Below are 21,332 nucleotides of genomic sequence, written 5' to 3'. Positions count from 1 at the left end.
TTGCGGAATTGTAAAAAAAACGTGGAGGAGAAGATTAATTTGAAAACAATTGGTTTAATAGGTGGAATGAGTTGGGAATCATCACTTGAATATTACAGAATAATAAATGAAACTGCTAAATTAAAATTAGGAGGACTTCATTCAGCACAATGCTTAATGTATTCAGTAGATTTTGAAAAAATAGAAGGATTACAGCATCAAAATAAATGGGATGAATTAACTAATATTATGGTTGATGCTGCTGAAAAACTAAAAAATGGTGGTGCAGATTTTATTATAATATGTACTAATACAATGCATAAAATGGCAAGTGATATAGAGTCCAGAGTAGGAATAAAAGTTTTACATATAGCCGAAGTAACGGGTGAAAAAATAATACAAAAGGGAATGAAAAAGGTTGGATTACTTGGAACTAAATTTACTATGGAACAAGAGTTTTATAAAAAAGTGTTAAAAGACAAATTTAATATTGATGTAATTATTCCAGATGAAAATGAGAGAGACATCCTTCATGAGATTATATATAATGAATTATGCAGAGGTCTAATAAGTGAAGGATCAAGGGAGAAATATAAAAAAATAATAAATAATTTATCATTAAAGGGTGCTGAGGGAATAGTGCTCGGATGTACAGAAATACCTTTATTGATAAAGCAAGAAGACATTAATATACCAGTTTTTGATACGACAACAATACATGCTATTTCTGCGGTCGAATTTGCTTTAGAGAAATAGAGGGTAGAGCAACATGTGACTATAGGGTGATTTATGTATTTGCTAAGTTCATGTTTAGCAAGTGTTAATTGTAGATATAACGGAATAAATATAGAGAATAAAGTTATAGCTGATTTAGTGAAGAAAGGAAATGATTTTACCGCAGAACTATTACTTAAAAATGGTATTGAGGTATATACAGAAAACACTTAACTAATCTGAAAAAATAGGTAGGCAACATAGTATTCTATGATGTTATATCTGTTTTTTTAGATTAGTATTTTATTGAGCTTTTTAAATATAACATAAGAATATATTATTGTAACAATAGTTTGTGACTGAGGTTGCTATTAAAAAGATTATAATAAATTTATGTAATGAAATGAAAAATTTTACGTATTAACATATGAGATTACTTGGCCGGGTAAAAAACAAAGAAGGGAGGGATTTAAAAAGATGAAGCAACTTGCATTGTGTGATGTTTCATATAAAAAAGAGGTTACAGAAGAATTATGTAAAGAAGAAGAAATTGCTCATATTTTTGAAATCTATTACAAAAGAGTTTACAACTATATGTATTATCGTGTTAATAGCATTGAAACGTCAGAAGACCTTACAAGTCAGGTTTTTGAAAAAATAATGTTTAAAATAGACATGTATTCTAAACATAAGTCACCTTTTGAGGTGTGGATGTTTGCTATAGCTAGAAACATAGTAAATGATTATTTTAGAAGTTTAAAAAAGCATAAATTATTCTCTATTGACAGAATTAAGGACTTGGTATCAAAAAGAAAAACTCCAGAAGAGATAATATTATCAGCAGAAAGTAACAGTGAACTTTCAAAGGCTTTGAAGATGTTGAATGAAAGGGATCGAAATATTGTTTCTCTTAAGTTTGGTGCAAATCTTAAAAATCAGGAGATAGCACAAATATTAGATATTACAGAAAGCAATGTTGGAGTAATACTTTATAGAACAATGAAAAAGCTAAAAAAGAAAATTGAGGAAGAGAGGAAACGATATGAGCAATAAGAGAATTGAAGATAAATTTTCCAGAGAAATAGATGCTTATTTTAATGGTATAGAGGATAAGAAAAAAATAGAACCTAGTGAATATAACGAACTTTTAGAATTTAGCATGAGTATGTCAAAAGAAGATTTTAGTAAAGACAGCAATAAAAAAGGGGTATTTAATAAAACTTTGAAAAGTATAAATGAAAATAAAGGAGAGAATGTTATGAAAAAACCAAGTAAATTCAAAAAAAATGCTATTGCAGTAGCAGCAATTTGTATAATAAGCGTTTCTGTAATGCAAACATCCTTTGCTCAAGATATAGCTGAGAAAGTAATAAAAACTATATCTTTAGGACATTTCAGTGTTATACAAACGGAACCATCTAAAATAAAAGAGATGAGACTTACGGATGAGTATAAAGGCAAAGTTTTTGATAAACACAAAAAGCCAGTACAAGTAGTTACGAAGGACAATCGCAACGAATTATTCACAGCAAAAGGTGAAAAAATTGCTCATATGCAGAATGGAAAAATAATAACTGTAGCTGAGCAAGGAAAAATGGACAAAGAAATGGAAGAAGGTGTAGTTGTTGAAGTAAAAGATTCTAGTAAATTAAATGAATATACTTGCTTTGATGTTAAGCTTCCAACGTTTTTGCCAGAAGGATATAAATTTGATAGAGCAGGAGTTTACAAGGAGAAGAATGAAACAAAAGTTGAAAATAGTAAATATATTGATTTGTATTTTACTAATAAGGAGACTGGAAAGTTTATATTTATGCAACAAAGGTTTCCAGATGAAACCACTAAATGTGAATCTGGAACAGATGGTAAAATTGAAGAAACAAAAATTAATGGGGTAAAGGCTATAATAAGTGATGATAGATATATTGATTGGGAAACTAAAGATTGTATTTATAGTTTATCGGGTAGAGGAGAAATTGAAAAGAGTGAACTAATAAAGATTGCAGAATCTATTAAATAATCATTAAGGCATATGAAAATAAATCACAAGTAAGGGATATTGGCTTACTTGTGATTTATTTATTTTTTTAATATATGATCTTTATTTATGAGGAAATGTTCCAAAGTGTGGTAAAAAATGATAATATTACATAAAGAATTGCGAAGCAGTTGTATTTTGTGACGAAGGTGTCATAAACAAGTATAAAATAGATTGAAATATATAAAGGAGGCGTCTGTGTGAAAAAGTATGAATATAAATGTGTCTTTATAGCAGGGGCTGGTGAAAGAACAACAGGGATAATGAATGAATATGGAGAATAAGGGTGGGGGTTTGTTAGGCCTTCGTAGTGTTGGCATTATTATAAAAGATTAATTGAAAATCACTTTAGGGTCAAAATATGAATCAATTGAGGGAGACGGAATTGAATAATCAAAATGATAATATTAATAAAGCATTACTTGTGATAGATATACAGGAGGATGCTACAGGAAAAACAGCAAAACGACCATATAAAAATTCACAAGAACTTATTAGTAATGTGAATTTAGTTATTGAAAGTAGTGAAAAGAAAGGAATTACTGTTATATATATAAAGCATGAAATAAATAGTAATTTTTTAAATAAAATTGTAATGAGAAACAGATTTATCAAAGGAACGCAGGGAAGTGAGATAGATTCAAGAATAAAGATTGTTAATAATTATATTTATTCAAAAGATAAAGGAAATGCTTTTTCAAATCCTAAATTAGATAGTTTCCTTAAACAAAATCATATCAATGAAGTCTTTATTGTTGGATTAGATGCAACTGCATGTGTATACAGGACATCAATAGGAGCAATAGATAAAGGATATAAATCAATAGTTTTAGAGGATGCAATAGTAACCTCAAATATGAGGAAGATGCCAAAAATATTAGAAAAGTATGAGAACGAAGGGATACTCTTAACTACAATTCAAAAGTTTAAACAAAATAAATAATGAGTTCCTTAGAGTACAATTTTCTTTGAAGGGTACAAGTATAAAATTTATACTTAATAAGACTCATTTTTCATAAAGAGTAGATTAATCCTAAATATACGATTGATGAACAATCGTAAAAAAATGTGTCGTAAGAGTAAGACAATATAAATGAAGGGAGTTAAATATGGTTATTCTAAATTCAGGTAAAGTATATCCAAGAAGTAATGATTACCAAACAATATATCTTAAAAATGTAATTACAAGAGATAATATAAGAGTTGGAGATTATACAATATATAATGATTATTATAGTGATCCAAGGGATTTTGAAAAAAATAATGTATTATATCAGTATCCTGTTAACAATGATAAGTTAATAATTGGGAAGTTTTGTTCAATTGCATGTAAAGCGAAGTTTCTCATGACAAGTGGAAATCACACAATGAAATCAATATCTACTTATACATTTCCAATATTTTATGAGGAATGGGGTTTAGACGTCAGTAATGTAACAGATGCTTGGGATAATAAAGGAGATATTGTAATTGGCAATGATGTGTGGATAGGTTATGACGCTATAATTATGGCAGGTGTGAAAATTGGAGATGGTGCAATTATTGGAACTAGAGCAGTAGTGGATTGTCAATACTTTTTTGTACAAACTTTATTCGGACATCTTAACCTTATATTCCTTTGGTGTCATATAGTCTAACGAACCATGAATTCTATGGTTATTATACCAGTTTACGTAATCAAATAACTCTCGTTCCAATTCTTCAAAACTGCTAAATACTCTATCATATGCAAATTCTGTTTTTATTATTTTATACGTTGCTTCTGCAACTGCATTATCGTATGGACAGCCTTTTTTACTAAGTGACCTTTGGATCTTAAATGTTTCTAAAACCTCATCTATAATCTTATTTTTAAATTCGTTGCCCCTGTCTGTATGGAATATATTTATGTTGCTTAGATTACAATCTGCCCTCATAAAGGCCTCATATACAAGCTTAGCATCCTTATTCTTGCCCACAGAGTAACTTATTAACTCTCTATTATGTAAATTTATAAGAAGGCATATGTAGTGCCATTTTCCAGCAACATTTACATAGGTTAGGTCACTTACAACAACATCTAGATTGGATCTATTTTGAAAATCTCTATTAACGATGTTGTCAACTTTATCATTGTTACAACCAGATTTATGTATTTTAAACTGTTTAATAGTATAATTTGATACTAGTCCATATTTCTTCATTATGCATGCTATTTTAGCTCTTGATGCCTGAATTTCTATCTTGGATAGCTCAACCTTTATTTTTCTTGTACCGTAGTTATTTTTACTATCTTTGAAAATCTTTATAATTGCATTTTCTAACTCTGAATTAAACCTGCGTTCTTTACGTTTATAGTAAACTAACCCTCTTGGAATGCCTAGTGCTCTGCACATTGCGCTAATACTGTATTTATACTTATTTGCTAAAATAAGTTCTATTTTCGTCCCATTATCAGCGCTGCTTGCTTTAAAATATCATTTTCCATCTCTAATCTAGCATTTTCTTTTTTCAATCTAAGCAACTCATTTTCGGCATCGCTGCGATTATCTTTTGCTTTAAATGATCCAGTACTACTATAATCTGCAACCCATTTATTAATAGTGGATTTAGCCACCCCGTATTCTCTTGATATTTCTGCAATAACCTTACCATTATTCCTAAGTGCTACTAGTTGTTTTTTAAATTCCTCAGTATAATTTTTCCCATTTCTCCCCATGATATAAACCACTCTCTCTTTCTCATATTTTTATATTATACCATGTCCGAATATTTATTGTACAACTAATTATAACCTATCCATAAAAATATCTGAAAATATAAAGGAGTAGATTATGAAGAAGATTATTATCGGTGAAAATATAGTAAAATCTTTCGGCGAGGGCAATGAAAAGCGCAATGTTCTCGACGGAGTGTCCGTTGAAATAAAGGAGGGCGAGTTCGTTTCGGTTATGGGATCTTCGGGCTCAGGAAAATCGACGCTGATGTTTGCGCTAAGCGGAATGGATGGCGTTGAGGCTGGAAAGGTTGATTTTGACGGCAGGGATTTATCGGCACTCAGGGAAAATGAGCTTGCAGACATACTTAGAACAAAAATGGGATTTGTTTTTCAGCAGCCGACTTTGCTGAAAAATCTGAATATCCTCGACAACATCATTCTTCCGTCAATGCGCGGCAACAGAAAAAACGCTGCAAAAATTTTGAAGAAGGCAGGAGCACTTATGAAAAGGACAGGTATTGCGGATATTGAAAAGCGCAACATTACACAGGTTTCGGGAGGTCAGCTTCAGCGTGCGGGAATATGCCGCGCGCTTATGAACAGCCCGAAAATCATCTTCGGCGACGAGCCTACGGGCGCGCTTAACTCAAAATCCGCGCAGGAGATTATGAACATCTTTTCTGAAATTAACGCGGACGGTACTGCGGTTATGCTTGTAACTCACGATGCAAAGGTTGCGGCGCGGACGGAGCGTATTATGTTTATGCGCGACGGAAAAATCGTGAGCGAGCTGAAGCTTGGGAAGTTTGACGGGACGGATATTGATGGCAGGGTCGAAGAAGTAACGGTGAAAATGAGGGAAATAGGAATATGATTTGTTATTTCACCGTCACAATTTTTACTGATGATGTTACTACCAGATGGAGCAAGTATTGCACTCTCAAGTAGCTGAGTTATTTTTTCATTTTCAACGGATTTATCAATATATTTCCTTATACTTCTACGCGTTTTAATTTCTTTTATCATGTTATTAGATTCCTCCTGTTAATATTTAAAATTGATAATTATTATTGTATATATTTATACGATACTATAAAAATTGTCGCCAATTGGTAAGCAATGACGACAGCTTTTTTAATATACAAGAAAAGTCTAGGCTTTTACGAGCACTTTTGTAATTTCAGAGATGTACATTGTATGATAATCCTTGTTTGGATACCATTTTGTATCATTATCTTGGGACTCGAAATTTTCAGGCGGCATGGTATCATGATATACCTTTCTACAAACCATTATCATGCTTGCTTCTTCAAAGGATGCGGTACCATCAACAAAATAAGGAGTGAGTCCAGCTTTTTTTACCTTATCTGTGTCTCTCCCTGAAATGCTACCACATATATTTAGGGCTTTCCTATACGGTTCATCAAAAAAAGCAATCGTAAACATGTCATTAGCATCGACAAATTCTTTCGTATATCTCTGAGGCCTTATGTATGTTGTAACAACATTCATTCCCCAATAAACACCAACACCACCCCAACTGGCAGTCATTGTATTAAATTTTTCCTTATTTCCTGCTGTAATCAGCATCCATTCTTTCCCGATTTTTGTGAAAGGGTCGAACTGTAATTCCTCGACTTTAATTTCTTTAAACATAATTGTCCTCCTGTAAATTTTTATAGATTATAACAAATAATTAACTTATGCATTATCTAACCATATTAACATATACAAACATGCAGACCAACTCCTAAAACCTTTATTATACAATTTATATATAATTATGTTAACTGCTTGAATAATTATAGTGGTAGATCGTATACTTGAACAAGTGGTAAAGGTAGAAAGTAATATACTATACGAATAGGAGTGGAAATTATGTTTGAAATTATAAAAATCATTTCAGAAGCTGTAGATAGAAGCTTGGATACATATCTATATATAACAAAATAATTTAGGAATAAAAAGCCATGGTTACTTCTGTTTTATGAAGTACTCATGGTTATTTTAATTTAGATTTAATTTCATCTATAGAATATGATATATTATAGGTGGCTTATAGGAGTATGAACGATAATATGTAAAATCACTAAGGGGGATATTATGTATAAAATATTGGTAATTGAAGATGAAGAGAAAATTAGAGATATAATAGAAGAATCCCTTTGTAAATGGGGTTTTGAAGCCTATGCAGTTAGTAACTTCAATAATGTATTTGAAGAATTTGTACAGATAAAGCCTCAACTTGTACTAATGGATGTAAATCTGCCTGCTTTTGATGGTTTTTATTGGTGTAATAAGATTAGAAGTGTTTCTAAGGTGCCAGTAATTTTTTTATCTTCAAGAAGTACAAATATGGATGTTATTATGGCCGTGAATATGGGCGCGGATGATTACATCACAAAACCTTTTTCTCTGGATATACTTATGGCAAAAATAAATGCAATTTTACGTAGAACCTATTCTTATGGAGATACAAGTTTGGATACCATTGATTATAAGGGAGTTGTACTATCACTAAGGGATAACACCCTTTATTATGACGAAAAATCAATTGAACTAACTAAAAATGAATTTAAAATGTTATATACATTAATGAAAAAACATGAAACTATAGTAAGCCGCGAGGATATAATGCAGGAGCTTTGGCAGGATGAAAACTTCATCGACGACAATACACTAACAGTTAATATAAACAGACTGAGGAAAAAGCTAAAGAGAATTGGCCTTATAGATTTTATTAAAACCATTATAAATCAAGGATATGTTATTAAATGAGCTTTATTAAATATTTAAAGGAAAATCTTAGGCTCTTAGTATTTTACTTTCTTCTCATGGCTTTTATTTCATTAACTATATGTTTTGACAGAAAAAATCGCGTACTTACTTCTAATGTTCTTTATATTATATTTGTTTCTTTTTTCATGTTAATAATTTATATTAGTATAGATTATTATGCAAAGGCTCAACAAATTAAAAAGCTGTTATTCGTTAGAGATTCAGAAGATAAAACTCCTATTTTACCGGGTCCAATAGATTATAAAGATGAAATATATGCTCAAATAATTCAGATGCTTTATGAAGATTTTCTGAAAGTTACAAGAGGCACGGAAACAGATTTCAAAGAAAATGCAGAGTTTATGACTGCTTGGGTTCATGAAATTAAAACGCCAATTACTACATCAAAGCTATTGCTTGAGAGTACAGGCGTTGCCTCTTCATCCTTAAAAGAAGAACTTGAAAAGATTGAGGATTATGTTGAAAAGGTACTTTATTATTCAAGAAGTAATAATTTTTCTGAGGATTATATTCTTTCAGAAGTGAATATTAACAAATTAATTAAAGAAAGTATTAAAAAACATTCAATTATATTTATAAAAAAACATATTAAATTAATAAATAAAGTCCCTGAAAACCTTATTATAGATACCGATAAAAAGTGGTTGCTCTTCATAATTGATCAGCTCGCTACAAACTCATTAAAATATACCAGCAATGGTGGAAGCATAATATTTAAACACATTAAAGCTACAAAAGAAGTTTTATTAATAGTAGAAGATACTGGAATAGGCATTAAAAGTGAAGATATAAATAGAATGTTTAAAAAGTCCTTTACAGGTTTTAACGGAAGACGTGAAAAATTAAAAGCCAGTGGAATGGGACTGTATCTTTCACAAAAGATTGCTAAAAAACTTGGTCACTATATTACCCTAGAGTCAGAATATGGTAAAGGCACAAAAGTAATTATTCATTTCCTAGAATGGGATAATTATTATGATGTTACAAAAATGTAAGGTGAAAGAGCAAAATGTAAGCCGAAGCAATGGCGGTATATTTTGCTTTTTTGTATACTAAGAGTGTAAAACATATTCAAAATAATTAATATAAACGACTTTCAGAAGTCGTTTATGTTATAGCTTCGCAGAAGATAATTTAACGGGGGGTATTTATAATGACAGAAGTATTAAAGATAGAAAATCTAAGAAAAGTTTACGGATCAAAATTTGGTGGTGTAAAATATACAGCACTTGATAATATAAATTTAAAAGTAGAAAATGGTGAATTTGTAGCAATAATGGGACCATCTGGTTCAGGAAAAACAACCTTTCTAAATGTAATATCAACTATTGATAAACCAACTTCAGGAAGTGTAATAATTCATGGTGATGACATAACCAAGCTAAAGGAGCCTAATTTGTCTAAATTTAGAAGAGAAAAACTCGGATTTATTTTCCAGGATTTTAATTTGCTTGATACTATGACTCTAAAGGAAAACATCGTACTGCCCTTGGCTCTTTCGAAAACTCCTTATAATACTATAAAGATAAAGTTACAAGACATAAGTATTAAACTTGGCATTAAGGATATATTAAGCAAATATCCTTATGAGGTATCAGGAGGACAAAAACAAAGAGCGGCTGCTGCAAGAGCAATGATTACTGAGCCTTCTCTAGTGCTTGCAGATGAACCTACAGGTGCTTTAGATTCCAAATCTTCCAAAGAATTGCTCGGATGTCTTGAGAATTTAAATGATAAAAATAAAGCTACAATTCTTATGGTTACTCATGATGCCTTTGCAGCATCCTATTGTAAGAGAATTATCTTTATTAAAGATGGTAAACTATTTAATGAAATTTATAAAGGGGATAAATCAAGAAAGGATTTCTATCAAAATATATTAAAGATTCTATCAGTCATAGGAGGTGCCACAGATGACCTTAATTAGAATGGCTGTAAACAATATAAAGAAAAACTTTAAAAATTACTGGGCATTTTTTCTAAGTTCCACATTCAGTGTTTTTGCATTATATCTTTTTATGTCTATTGTAAATAATAAAGATGTAAAAATCCAACTAGGAAATATGAAAAGCTTTATGACTTTATTTGTCATAGGTTCCTATATGATTGCAGCCTTTTCTGCATTTTTTATGTGGTATTCTAATACTTTCATTATAAAATCAAGGAAGAAAGAATTTGCAACATATATGTTGCTAGGTATGTCTAAAAAACAGACCGCAACATTGAACTTTATAGAAAATTTGATAACTATAGCTTTCGCATTTTGCAGCGGAATTGCTTTAGGTCTGATTTTCAATAGATTTTTTATAATGTTATTATATGTAATGATAAGAGCTACAGGTGATGTGTCTTTTCAGATTAGTTTAGAAGCTTTAAAAGTTTGTGCTATAGTATTTGGAGCTATGTTTATAATAATTAGTATTCACAGTTCTTTGCTTATATACAGGGATAACCTTATAGATCTTTTTAATTCATCAAAAAAAGCTGAAAAAGGCTTAAAAGTATCATTTTTAACATTGATAATAGGGATTCTTTCTATAGTTTTCTTAGGCTACGGATATTATATGGCTATTAGAAAGATTGCCGCTAATATTCTTATGGCTCCCATAGTAGTATTGTTAGTTGTTATAGGCACTATATTATTTTTTACAAGCTTTACTTCTTTAATTATATACATTAGTAAAAAGAATGAAAAAAGTCTTTTTAAAGGAACAAAGCTTATACACATTTCACAACTTTACTATAGATATAAAGGTAATGTAGGTACCATAAGTGTGATAGCGGTTACAACTACCGTAGCTCTTTGTGCTATGATGGTCTGCTTTGGACTTTTTAATAAAACGGAAGAAAACTCAAGAAATATGAGACCATTTTCTATAGAATACATAAATGGTACTAATAACACAGATACAATATTTGAGGATACTATTAAAAATCATAAAGAGATTTCAGTTGTATATAAGGACACTATGGAGTTTCTTCGGGTGAAAACTAAAGATCCGCTGTTTGGTACTTATGGTACATTTTTAGTTTTAAATGAAAGTAAATTTAATGAAATTAATAGTCATGAAAAAGCAGGTACAAAAATAAATTTAAAAAATGATAGGGATTGCTATTTCTTTCAATTAACCGGCTTTGCTACAGATAAAAGTGTAATTGGTAAAGATGTTAAATTAGCGGTGGGAGGTAGTGACTATAATCTAAAAATAACTGATACTGATATGAAATACGTTATATCATTAGAGCACGCTAAACAAACTTTTGTTGTGAAGGATAGTGTATACTCTAAAATTAAAAGTACGATTTCTAAAGAAAATACCTGTAAAGTAACGGGTTATACACTTAATAATGATTTCCTTTCACAAAATTTTATTGTGGATTTGAAAAATAAAATGCCTTCTGAAAATAATCTTTTAACATTCTATGAACATTTCACGGATGGGCTGAAATTAATGGGTATGATGGCCTTTATCGGGTTATTCATTGGATTACTATTTCTTACAGCTACGGGGAGCATTATATATTTTAAAATGTCCATGGAAGCTGCGGAGGATAAAAACAAATTTGTAATTCTTAGAAAAATAGGGGTTAGTAAAGCTGAAATAAAAAAGGCTGTTTCAAAGGAACTTATGATTTTATTTGGAGCACCCTTCGTTGTGGCAACACTAAATACTTTTGTAGCATCAATTACACTTGGGAAAATGCTGGGATTTAATATTACTAAAGAATTCATTATTATAATTTTGGTTTATGCCGTGCTTTATAGTATATATTATTTAATAACTTTAAGGTCCTATATTAAAACCGTAAGTGGCTCATATTAATATAGAATGTTAAAATATAAGGACATGGTCAAAGCCTCTAAATAGAGGTGATGAGCATGCCCTTTATTATGTCCTGCTATTAATGAAATGCCTAAAGCTTATATTTTTGAATCTTTTATAATGGCCTTAAGTACCTTGGAAGATTCAACAAGTTGATTGTTTTCATCTTCACTCAGATTAACTTGTAATATTTTCTTTGCTCCTTCTCTACCTAGAATTGTTGGAACTCCCATATAAACGTCTTGGATTCCATATTCACCTTTAAGCAGAGAGGATACTGTAAGAATAGAGTTTTCATTATTTAATATTGCTTCTACTATCCTTTTTATGGCTAGAGCAATAGCATAATAGGTTGCACCCTTTTTTTCAAGGACATTATATCCTGCTCTTTTTACGTCATTATGTATATTAGTCTTCATATCTTCATCACATTTTTTAGAACAAATATCACAGTACTCATCAACATTCATACCTGCAATATTAGTTAAACTCCAAGTAGCAATTTCTGAGTCACCATGTTCACCCATTATATAGGTATGTATATTCCTAGCGTCAACTTCAAAACGCTGACTAAGAATGTATTTAAGTCTGGAAGTATCGAGAACCGTCCCCGACCCAATTACTCTATTGCTTGGAAAGCCTGAAAGCTTATAAGCTATATAAGTCAATATATCCACAGGGTTTGACACTATCACTAATATAGAATGGGGGCTGTATTTTACAACCTCTGGAATTATACTTTGGAATACTTTAAAATTACTCGCAATACAATTAAGCCTTGTTTCTCCTGGTTTCAGACTAATTCCTGCTGTAATGATTACTATATCTGAATCTTTTGTATCGGCATATTCTCCAGAAGTTATATCTATAGGCTTTACGAAGGAAGCACCATGTGATAAATCCATCGCCTCCCCTTCAGCTTTTTCCTTATTTATATCTACAATTACAATTTCAGATGCCAATCCACTAGTCATTATAGCAAAGGCTGTAGTAGAACCTACAAAGCCTGCTCCAATTATAGATATTTTATTTCCTTTTGTTCTCATATAAAAACTTCCCTTCGTTGTTAAAATCACGTAAACATTTATATATTGATAATTGTTATTAATATGTAAATGAAATAACCCTATTACTATTAGTATTACTATTATTATTAAAATTATTATTAAAATTAAAATTAAAATTAATAATACATATAAACTAAATAAAACCATTAAATGCATATGATTGACAATAGAAACAAAAAAGGAATATATTCACTGTCAAAATACTATCAAACATGTTATAGTATTGACGAATTAGTAAATATAGAGAACTTTGAAAGGGGATAACTACTTAAATGGAAAATAAGAAATACTTAGAAGAAACAAAAACACAGTTAACACCTCTTTTAGCAATGGAAGAGGCATCAAGATGTCTCTTATGCTATGATGCACCTTGCAGTAAGGCATGCCCCGCTGGTACAGAACCAGCAAAATTTATTCGCTCACTTCGTTTTAAAAATATAAAGGGTGCGGTAGAAACCATTAGAACAAACAATATTTTAGGTGGAATATGTGCTAGAGTATGTCCTTCATCTCAATATTGTGAAGGAGCATGTAATAGATGCGGTATAGATAAGCCAATAAGAATAGGTGAGTTACAGAGATATATAACTGATTATGAAAAAAACATAAATATGAAAGTTTCAGATAAAGTAGAAGCTATAAATGAAAAAATAGCGGTTATAGGCTCCGGTCCAAGTGGAATTGCAGCAGCAGCATCACTTGCATCAAAAGGATATAAAGTAACTGTATTTGAAGAAAAAAGCATATTAGGCGGATGGTTAAATTATGGAATACCACCTCAAAGATTGCCAAAAGCAGTTGTAGAAACAGAGATGAATTATGTAAAAGACTTAGGGGTAGAGTTTAAGACAAATTGTAATATAGGAAAAGATATTAAAATAGAAGATCTTAAATTGCGAGGATATGAAGCATTCTTAGTTTCATGTGGACTGCAAAAGGGAAAAGTAATAGACGTTAAAGGTGCAGAACTAGAAGATGTTTTAAATGGAGTGGATTTCCTTTCCCAAGCTAAAACTAATGACGGAAATATTAAGATAGGTAGCCATGTGATAGTTATAGGTGGTGGAGATGTCGCTTTAGACTGTGCATCAACTGCTAAATTACTTGGATGCGAAGATGTAAAAATAGTGTATAGAAGAACTATAGAAAAAATGCCTGCAGATGTGGCAGAAAGAGAATATATACAATCATTGAATATCCCAATATTTACAGGGTTCAAACCATTAGAGATTAAAGGTGAGAATGGCAAGGTTTCTGTTTTTAAGGCTGAAGGAATGTTTGATTCATCTCTATTAGAACTTGCAGCAGATATGGTTATATTTGCAGTAGGACAGGAATCAGAGGATGTAAAAATGATTGCAGATGTAAAAGTTGATGGAAAAGGGGTAGTTGTTACAAAAAACTGTAGAACAAGTATTGAAGATATATTTGCAGCAGGGGATATCGTTGAAGGTGATAAGACGGTTGTACAGGCTGTTGCGTCTGGTAAATTAGCTGCAGAAGAAATTGAAAGATATTTGATTGCAAAAAAAGAGTCTATGGAACTAAACAGACAGGTAGCATCAACTAAGGAGGTTTAGGTTATGAGAAAAAAAGATCTTTCAATAGAATTTTGTGGAGTAAAGTGTGAAAATCCATTTTTCTTAGCATCATCACCAGTTGGAAATAATTATGAAATGTGTGCAAAAGCATTAGATTCAGGTTGGGGTGGTATAGTATTTAAAACAATCGGAGTTTTTATTCCAAAAGAAGTATCACCACGTTTTGATGCTCTAAGAAAAGAGACAACTCCTTTTACAGGATTTAAGAATATGGAACAGATAGCGGAGCACCCACTTGAGTGGAACCTTCAGCAGATGAAAAAGTTAAAAGAAAACTACCCCAAGAAGGTGCTTATTGCTTCAATAATGGGAAGTAATGAAGCAGAATGGACTATGCTTGCAAAGCGTGTTACAGAGATAGGTGCAGACATTATTGAATGTAACTTCTCTTGCCCACAGATGACATCTCATGCTATGGGTTCAGATGTTGGACAAAATCCTGAGTTAGTTAAGTCATATTCAGCAGCAGTAAGAAGAGGGACTCATCTTCCAATAATTGCAAAGATGACTCCTAATATAAGTAATATGGAAATCCCTGCGATAGCAGCTATTGAAGGCGGGGCGACAGCACTTTCAGCTATAAATACAATAAAATGTATAACTGGAATAGACTTTGACAAGCGAATCGCATTACCAATAATAAATGGAAAATCATCTATATCGGGGTATTCAGGAAAAGCCGTAAAACCTATAGCACTAAGATTTATAGCTCAACTTTCAAAAGAACCAAAACTTAAAAATATCCCTATAAGCGGTATTGGAGGCATAGAAACTTGGGAGGATGCATTAGAATTTATAATGCTTGGATCTTCTAATCTTCAAGTGACTACAGCAATTATGCAGTATGGGTATAGAATAGTTGAAGATTTAATAAGTGGAATTTCTTACTATATGGAAGAAAAGGGAATTGATAGACTAGAAGATTTAGTAGGAATAGCTCTTGGAAACACAATCCCAGCAGAAGAATTAGATCGTGGATACATAGTATACCCTAACTTTAAACATGAAAACTGTGTAGGATGTGGAAGATGTTACGTGTCTTGCTTTGATGGGGGTCATCAAGCAATTATATGGGATGAAGATGCGAGAAGGCCTTCACTTGATAAGGGAAAATGTGTAGGATGTCACTTATGTTCTTTAGTATGTCCAGTAGATAAGTGTATAACTAAAGGTGAGATAAAGTTTAAAGATGGAGAAAAAGAAAGAAAAATTAATTTGTAACAATTTGTGCCTTATATATATGTTGGATCTATGTCAATATCTTAGACATAAAAAGTCGAACTTTTTATGAAGCCTTTTTAGCCAAATCTTCACACTGTTGAGGAGTAATATATCCAATACTACTATGTATCCTTTTTAGATTGTACCAAGCTTCTATATATTCAAATATTCCTAATCTTGCAGCGTCATAATCAAAATATTTAACATGGTAAACTTCTTCTTTTTTCAATGAGGCATGAAATGATTCAATGCAAGCATTATCATATGGGCAACCTTTGGCACTAAATGAGTGTTTAATAATTTTAGTGCTCTCTATATATTCTTTAAAAGCGGAGCTTGTATATTGGCATCCCAAATCGCTATGAAGTATTAGAGGCTTAGTTGGTTTTTGTAGCTGTATACCATTTTTAACAGCCTGTAGGGCTAATGTAGTATCAATGAATTTAGACATAGCATGACCTATTATTTTTCTGCTATAAAGATCCATGACTGATGCTAAATAGCACCAACCATCTTTAATAGTATGGATGTAAGTGATATCTGTTACCCACTTTTCATTAACTGTAGTAGCTGTAAAATCTCTCTTTAAAATGTTTTCCTGCTCTATTATTTTATTTTTAGATGAAGTTGGTCTATATTTTTTTACTATTAAAGATCTTATCCCCAATTTTTTCATCAATCTTTGTGTTCTTTTTAAACTAATAGTTATCCCCAGTGCATTTAGTGATTTATTTATTTTAGGAGCCCCTTATCGATTTTTGATTGTGCTGTGGATATTTATAATTTCTTTTTCTATATTCTTGTTTTCAATTTCTCACTTGCTTGGCTTCTTGTGTAAATGATTGTAATAAGAGCTTCGTGCAACACCTAAAACCTCACACATTAGTTTGATATCATGATATTTTTTGTTGTTAGTAATGAATTCAAATACAGCAGTTATTTCCTTGCGAATATACCCATTGCTTTTTTTAATATTTCAACTTCTTCTTCAAGCTTAGCATTTTTCTTTAATAAGTTTTTGTATCCTTCTGCTGTTAAAGTTATATTTTTATCCACAGCTATTGGCTTATTTTTATTTATCCAACCTGTTACCGTTGATTTTGAAAGGGCATATTCACTACTTAACTCTGCTAAGCTTTTTCCAGAGTTATATAGCTCTACTATTGTATTTTTAAATTCATCTGTATAGTGTTTTTGACCTCTTGCCATTATAAACACATCCTTATCTTATTTATATTTTAATGTGTTCGGCTTTCCGTGTCTACAATATTATACTAATACCAGTTGCCATGTTTTCTTGCTTTGATTATTGGGTTTATTTCTATGATTGTATCTACACATATTTATGCTAAAAAGAATCTATAATAATTATATTAGTTAGCAAAAATCATACAATAAAAAGAGGGGACGATGTTAACAATGAGTATAAACTACTGATTGTTTAATGCAATATAGTATTGTTCATAAATTATTATCATATTTGTCATGTTACTGTCACATAATAGGACTAGTATTAATGAATAGGATCCCCCTATAAAATAGATATTTACAAATAACACCGGATAGATACCGGTGTTATTTTTTTGCATTAAATTTCAGGTTTATTGCTATAAAAATCAATGTAATTACTGATTGTAATAAATAGCTAAAAATCTTATAATGATGAAAGGCGATTAGAAAATGAGTGGGCATTTTTAGTTTGTTTAATAATGAAAATAAAGTAGAATCTCAGTAAAATAGATAAGTGCAACCAGTAGTTGACAATAAGTAAGCTGGAGTTGGTAGCTTTTTTATAACTATTTTCGTAGGATGGATATGGAGGTGTTAATAGTGAATTTTTCAGAAAGACTACGAAAATCAAGAAAAGAGAAAGGATTTTCTCAGGAAGAGTTAGCTGATAGAATAGGAATATCGAGACAGGCTGTTTCAAAATGGGAGTCAGGTCAATCAAATCCTGATACTAATAATTTAATAATGCTAAGTGAATTATATGGAATAAGTTTAGACGTTTTACTAAAAGGAGATCAGGAAAAAGTAGAAGAGATAACAAAAGTCATTAATAGAAGGTTCCATTATGAATATAAAAGCAAGAGAAAAGTTTTTGGAATTCCATTAGTTCATATTAATATTGGACTAGGAATTTATGAAGCAAAAGGAATTATTGCAATGGGAAATATTTCAAGGGGATTAATATCATTAGGAATAGTTTCGCTAGGCATGTTAAGTTTTGGGGTTGTAGCGATAGGGCTGATAAGTATAGCAAGTATAGCTATAGGTATTTTAGGTGCTCTAGGGGGAATTGCCATTGGTACTATTGCCATAGGAGGAGTAGCAATGGGAGTAATTACCCTTGGAGGGTTATCCATTGGAATGTATTCAGTAGGTGGTTGTTCAATTGCATCAGAAATAGCAATAGGTAATTATGCAAGGGGACATATAGCAATAGGAAGTAGTGCCAATGGGGTGAGAACTATTATTGATACATCATCTAATGGTAATTTTGCCAATATTACAGCTGCGCAGATAGAAAATTTAATCAAAGAAGAGTATCCAAAATTATGGGATCCTATTGTACATTTTATGACAATGTTTTTATAGGGAGGATACTCAGGGAGAAAATTTGTTTAACATAATGATAAGTAGATTTTTTCAACAATATTAATTAGCCTGTATTTGCAATATATATGTGAATACAGGTTAATTTTTTGAGTATCTGGAAACAAATAATTACTTCAATTATTATTTACAACGTAACAATGTTATGTTACACTAAATGTATAATAAAAAAACAATATTGTTAAATAACCTCAAAGCATAAAAGGAGTGGCAATATGGATAAAGAGTTAATAACGAAAAAAGAGTTGCTAGAAGTCACGAATGTTTCCTATGGGCAGTTGTATAGATGGAAAAGGAAAAGTCTTATACCAGAAGAATGGTTTATAAAAAAATCTAGCTATACTGGTCAAGAAACCTATTTCCCAAGGGAGGAAATATTAGATAGAATAGAAAAAATTATTAATATGAAAGGGGATGCATCATTAGATGACCTGGCACAAATGTTTTCACCACAGTTAGCGGATGTGTTTTTAAATGAGAGCGAGTTATTAAAAAAGAAGATTGTTACGAAGCTGACATTAACAATGTATAAAAACATCTATGGAGAAATAAAAACATTTTCTTTTAAAAAAATCTTATATATTTCACTATTAGAAAAGAGCTTAGTATCTGGTAATGTATCTTTAGAAGAAAGTAAACTTATAATAGAGACTTTAGAAGGAAATTATAAGTCGTTAGAAGGTAAAAATTGCGAGATGATTTTTTTAAGAAAATTTGGGATGGCGCTATGTTTTTTAATTACTGTTCCTAATGAGGTTTATATAGAAAAAGATGCAAAAATAGTATTAAGGCTTAATATTTCTCAGTGCATCGAGGATCTTAAAATTAAAATTTAACGACATTTCAGAAGGAAAGTCTCCCACTTCTATAAGTGGGAGTACCTACTATAAGTAGGAGTTACCTACTATAAGTAGGAGTTACTTGCCCTAACAAATAGAAAACTTCAGTAGGAGTATAAATCTCCTTCTGAAGTCGTTAATGTTTCAGCTCCGCAGGAGATGATTTAATATAGAAAAATATGGGAGGTTTAATATGGAAAAGATGAATAATAATGATATAAAAATAAACGGCTCAGGAAGTTCAGGTGGTGGAAAATATAATAGTGTAATTATAAGTGGGTCAGGAAAAATTAACGGTGATTTAGAGTGCATAGACTTTAAAACTAGTGGTTCATCAAAAGTTGCAGGTAAATTAAAAGCAGAAAGTATAAAAATCAGCGGGTCTGCAAAAATTGAAGGTGATGTAGAAGTAGGAGATATAAAGATAAGTGGATCGTCTCATATCGTAGGAAATGTAAAAAGCAAAAGCATAAAAATAAGTGGATCAACTCATATAGAAGGAAGCCTATACGGAGAAGAAGTTAGTGTAGCGGGCTCAGTGAATATAGGGAAAAATTGTGAAACGGAATGTTTTAAGGCTAGTGGTGGTTTCAAAATACAAGGATCATTAAATGCAGGACAAGTAAATGTTAAACTAGGTGGGAAATGCATTGTAAAAGAAATTGGTGGCGAGCATATTGAAATAAAAATTAATTTCTTTGACAATTCTTTGGTTAGAAAAGTAATTGATAAAATGTTTAATTCAAGAAGTGAGTTAACCACAGAGCTAATAGAAGGGGATGATATATATATCCAAAACACCAATGTAAAAATAGTAAGAGGAGATAATATTACGGTAGGTGAAGGTTGTAATATAGGGCTTTTAGAATATAAGGGAGAGATTAATATTTCCGATGCGTCCATAGTTAAAGAGGTAAAGAAGCTATAAATGTAATTAAAGTAAAACTTAATTATCTATTGAAGGTGTTTAAAAGTATGTATTTATTGTATAATCATAGGATATTGTCATAAAGTATAAAAGGAGAAATTATGAGTTTAGCTTTTCTAAATATGATAATATATATCATCAGAAATATATTATTAATTAAACAAAATATTTTTTGGGTGAGATTTAAAGAATTTTGTAGGTAGAGTTACAATGATTTCTATTATAAATCAAGAAAATATTAAGCAAAGTTATGTTTGTATAATATGTAGGGTTAATCAATCGACGAGGATTAGAAAATTAGTTTATGAAAAAATTTAGAAGATTGGTAGGCGAGTGTTATGAAAAGAGTATTTGCACCGGGATGTGCATTAATGATTTATAAACCAGAGTTAGGGAAAAAAGTACTGGATTTTTTAAATAGTGAGTTAGGAGATATAGATGAATATTTAATTTGTTGTAATCATAAACCTAATTTGGAAAATGGAACACAAATAATAAATGTCTGTGCTGGTTGTGATAGACGGTATAGGGAACTTTATGAAGAAGTAACGACAATTTCACTTTGGGAGGTATTAGCTGAGATAAAAACATTTCCATTCCCAGATTATAAGGGAATGGAAATGACTATACTTGATCCATGCCCTACTCGAGATCAGGAAAGAGTACATAATGCAGTAAGAGTGCTATTGAAAAAAATGAATATCATTTTGGTAGAGCCAGAAAAAACGAGAACAGATGGTACTTGTTGTGGAGATAGCTTTTATGGTGTTCTTTCTGTGGAGCAGGTTAAGGAGCAAATGAAAAAACGTGCTCACGAGATGCCTGCTAGCGATGTTGTTGTTTATTGTGTTTCTTGTTCTAAATCAATGTATATAGGTGGTAAAAAACCGAGGTACTTAGTAGACCTTTTATTTGGAGAGGATACAATACCGGGGACATTTGAACCGGATGATTGGCATGGACAACTTAGTAATTTTATAAATGAACATTAAAAATTTTTTAGATACA

At 31.1% G+C, this 21,332-nt stretch carries 20 protein-coding genes and 2 pseudogenes; 17 read left to right on the top strand and 5 right to left on the bottom strand.

The genetic code is table 11. The features are described 5' to 3' along the window. The first annotated feature begins 39 nt into the window (after window positions 1-39). The 6 genes from ACWJKP_RS13915 to ACWJKP_RS13890 all read left to right on the top strand — a co-directional run bounded on the left by ACWJKP_RS13915 (window position 40) and on the right by ACWJKP_RS13890 (window position 4,368). Window positions 40-735, top strand: a complete 696-nt coding sequence (locus ACWJKP_RS13915; protein WP_165414830.1) for an aspartate/glutamate racemase family protein — start codon at window positions 40-42, stop codon at window positions 733-735. 33 nt (window positions 736-768) lie between these two features. Continuing rightward, on the top strand, window positions 769-927 hold the full coding sequence (locus ACWJKP_RS13910) for a DUF523 domain-containing protein (protein WP_165414831.1): 159 nt from the start codon (window positions 769-771) through the stop codon (window positions 925-927). Window positions 928-1,170: 243 nt separating this feature from the next. Continuing rightward, on the top strand, window positions 1,171-1,746 hold the full coding sequence (locus ACWJKP_RS13905; protein ID WP_165414832.1) for a sigma-70 family RNA polymerase sigma factor: 576 nt from the start codon (window positions 1,171-1,173) through the stop codon (window positions 1,744-1,746). Then, window positions 1,736-2,713: a DUF4367 domain-containing protein gene (locus tag ACWJKP_RS13900; RefSeq protein ID WP_165414833.1), complete on the top strand. Its 978-nt coding sequence runs from the start codon at window positions 1,736-1,738 to the stop codon at window positions 2,711-2,713. Before ACWJKP_RS13905 ends, ACWJKP_RS13900 begins: the two co-directional genes overlap by 11 nt. Before the next feature lie 403 nt (window positions 2,714-3,116). Beyond that, a complete protein-coding gene (locus ACWJKP_RS13895; protein ID WP_165414834.1) occupies window positions 3,117-3,674 on the top strand; it encodes a cysteine hydrolase family protein in 558 nt (185 codons plus the stop codon). 166 nt (window positions 3,675-3,840) lie between these two features. Continuing rightward, window positions 3,841-4,368 carry a CatB-related O-acetyltransferase gene (locus ACWJKP_RS13890; protein ID WP_462961216.1) on the top strand — a complete coding sequence of 176 codons (528 nt, stop codon included), beginning with the start codon at window positions 3,841-3,843 and terminating at the stop codon, window positions 4,366-4,368. Here the strand turns inward: ACWJKP_RS13890 and ACWJKP_RS13885 are convergent. Then, a protein-coding gene (locus ACWJKP_RS13885) for an IS3 family transposase (protein ID WP_165415076.1) occupies window positions 4,321-5,429 on the bottom strand; the annotation gives its coding sequence in 2 pieces (ribosomal slippage) (window positions 4,321-5,183 and window positions 5,183-5,429; 1,110 coding nt in all). The two genes, ACWJKP_RS13890 and ACWJKP_RS13885, sit on opposite strands and share 48 nt — an antisense overlap. Before the next feature lie 115 nt (window positions 5,430-5,544). On the opposite strand from ACWJKP_RS13885, the gene ACWJKP_RS13880 reads away from it, so the two are divergent. Further along, window positions 5,545-6,303, top strand: a complete 759-nt coding sequence (locus ACWJKP_RS13880; RefSeq protein ID WP_165415029.1) for an ABC transporter ATP-binding protein — start codon at window positions 5,545-5,547, stop codon at window positions 6,301-6,303. Between the two features lie 35 nt (window positions 6,304-6,338). On the opposite strand, the pseudogene ACWJKP_RS13875 reads toward ACWJKP_RS13880, so the two are convergent. Both ACWJKP_RS13875 and ACWJKP_RS13870 read right to left on the bottom strand, forming a co-directional pair. Further along, window positions 6,339-6,455 (bottom strand): annotated as a pseudogene (locus tag ACWJKP_RS13875) (nitroreductase family protein); the annotation flags it as partial. 126 nt (window positions 6,456-6,581) lie between these two features. Further along, on the bottom strand, window positions 6,582-7,088 hold the full coding sequence (locus ACWJKP_RS13870; protein ID WP_165415031.1) for a flavin reductase: 507 nt from the start codon (window positions 7,086-7,088) through the stop codon (window positions 6,582-6,584). A gap of 444 nt (window positions 7,089-7,532) precedes the next feature. On the opposite strand from ACWJKP_RS13870, the gene ACWJKP_RS13865 reads away from it, so the two are divergent. The 4 genes from ACWJKP_RS13865 to ACWJKP_RS13850 all read left to right on the top strand — a co-directional run bounded on the left by ACWJKP_RS13865 (window position 7,533) and on the right by ACWJKP_RS13850 (window position 12,052). Then, window positions 7,533-8,207: a response regulator transcription factor gene (locus tag ACWJKP_RS13865; RefSeq protein WP_462961215.1), complete on the top strand. Its 675-nt coding sequence runs from the start codon at window positions 7,533-7,535 to the stop codon at window positions 8,205-8,207. Beyond that, a complete protein-coding gene (locus ACWJKP_RS13860; protein ID WP_165414467.1) occupies window positions 8,204-9,223 on the top strand; it encodes a sensor histidine kinase in 1,020 nt (339 codons plus the stop codon). The genes ACWJKP_RS13865 and ACWJKP_RS13860 overlap by 4 nt, the downstream gene beginning before the upstream one ends. A gap of 158 nt (window positions 9,224-9,381) precedes the next feature. Beyond that, window positions 9,382-10,155, top strand: coding sequence for an ABC transporter ATP-binding protein (locus ACWJKP_RS13855; protein ID WP_165414466.1), 774 nt, complete (start codon window positions 9,382-9,384; stop codon window positions 10,153-10,155). Further along, the gene (locus tag ACWJKP_RS13850; protein WP_165414465.1) at window positions 10,142-12,052 is read left to right on the top strand and encodes an FtsX-like permease family protein; all 1,911 of its coding nucleotides are present in this window, start codon (window positions 10,142-10,144) and stop codon (window positions 12,050-12,052) included. The genes ACWJKP_RS13855 and ACWJKP_RS13850 overlap by 14 nt, the downstream gene beginning before the upstream one ends. 98 nt (window positions 12,053-12,150) lie before the next feature. Here the strand turns inward: ACWJKP_RS13850 and ACWJKP_RS13845 are convergent, their stop codons facing one another. Further along, window positions 12,151-13,098 carry an L-lactate dehydrogenase gene (locus ACWJKP_RS13845; RefSeq protein WP_165414464.1) on the bottom strand — a complete coding sequence of 316 codons (948 nt, stop codon included), beginning with the start codon at window positions 13,096-13,098 and terminating at the stop codon, window positions 12,151-12,153. 293 nt (window positions 13,099-13,391) lie between these two features. Here ACWJKP_RS13845 and ACWJKP_RS13840 point away from each other — a divergent pair, with 293 nt between their 5' ends. Both ACWJKP_RS13840 and preA read left to right on the top strand, forming a co-directional pair. Next, complete coding sequence (locus ACWJKP_RS13840) at window positions 13,392-14,699, top strand: FAD-dependent oxidoreductase (protein WP_165414463.1); 1,308 nt, start codon at window positions 13,392-13,394, stop codon at window positions 14,697-14,699. Window positions 14,700-14,702: 3 nt separating this feature from the next. Then, a complete protein-coding gene (gene preA, locus ACWJKP_RS13835) occupies window positions 14,703-15,941 on the top strand; it encodes an NAD-dependent dihydropyrimidine dehydrogenase subunit PreA (protein ID WP_165414462.1) in 1,239 nt (412 codons plus the stop codon). 64 nt (window positions 15,942-16,005) lie between these two features. On the opposite strand, the pseudogene ACWJKP_RS13830 reads toward preA, so the two are convergent. Then, window positions 16,006-17,150 (bottom strand): annotated as a pseudogene (locus tag ACWJKP_RS13830) (IS3 family transposase). A gap of 621 nt (window positions 17,151-17,771) precedes the next feature. Between ACWJKP_RS13830 and ACWJKP_RS13825 the strand changes: the two are divergent. The 4 genes from ACWJKP_RS13825 (at window position 17,772) to ACWJKP_RS13810 (ending at window position 21,316) form a co-directional block, all read left to right on the top strand. After that, complete coding sequence (locus tag ACWJKP_RS13825; protein WP_165414461.1) at window positions 17,772-18,539, top strand: helix-turn-helix domain-containing protein; 768 nt, start codon at window positions 17,772-17,774, stop codon at window positions 18,537-18,539. 233 nt (window positions 18,540-18,772) lie between these two features. Beyond that, window positions 18,773-19,393, top strand: coding sequence for a YhbD family protein (locus ACWJKP_RS13820; protein ID WP_165414460.1), 621 nt, complete (start codon window positions 18,773-18,775; stop codon window positions 19,391-19,393). Window positions 19,394-19,589: 196 nt separating this feature from the next. After that, a complete protein-coding gene (locus tag ACWJKP_RS13815; RefSeq protein ID WP_165414459.1) occupies window positions 19,590-20,324 on the top strand; it encodes a polymer-forming cytoskeletal protein in 735 nt (244 codons plus the stop codon). Window positions 20,325-20,662: 338 nt separating this feature from the next. After that, a complete protein-coding gene (locus ACWJKP_RS13810) occupies window positions 20,663-21,316 on the top strand; it encodes a (Fe-S)-binding protein (protein WP_165414458.1) in 654 nt (217 codons plus the stop codon). Window positions 21,317-21,332 lie beyond the last annotated feature (16 nt).

The sequence above is a fragment of the Clostridium sp. CM037 genome, assembly GCF_055081095.1.
This window is presented reverse-complemented; position numbering and strand designations above follow the sequence as displayed.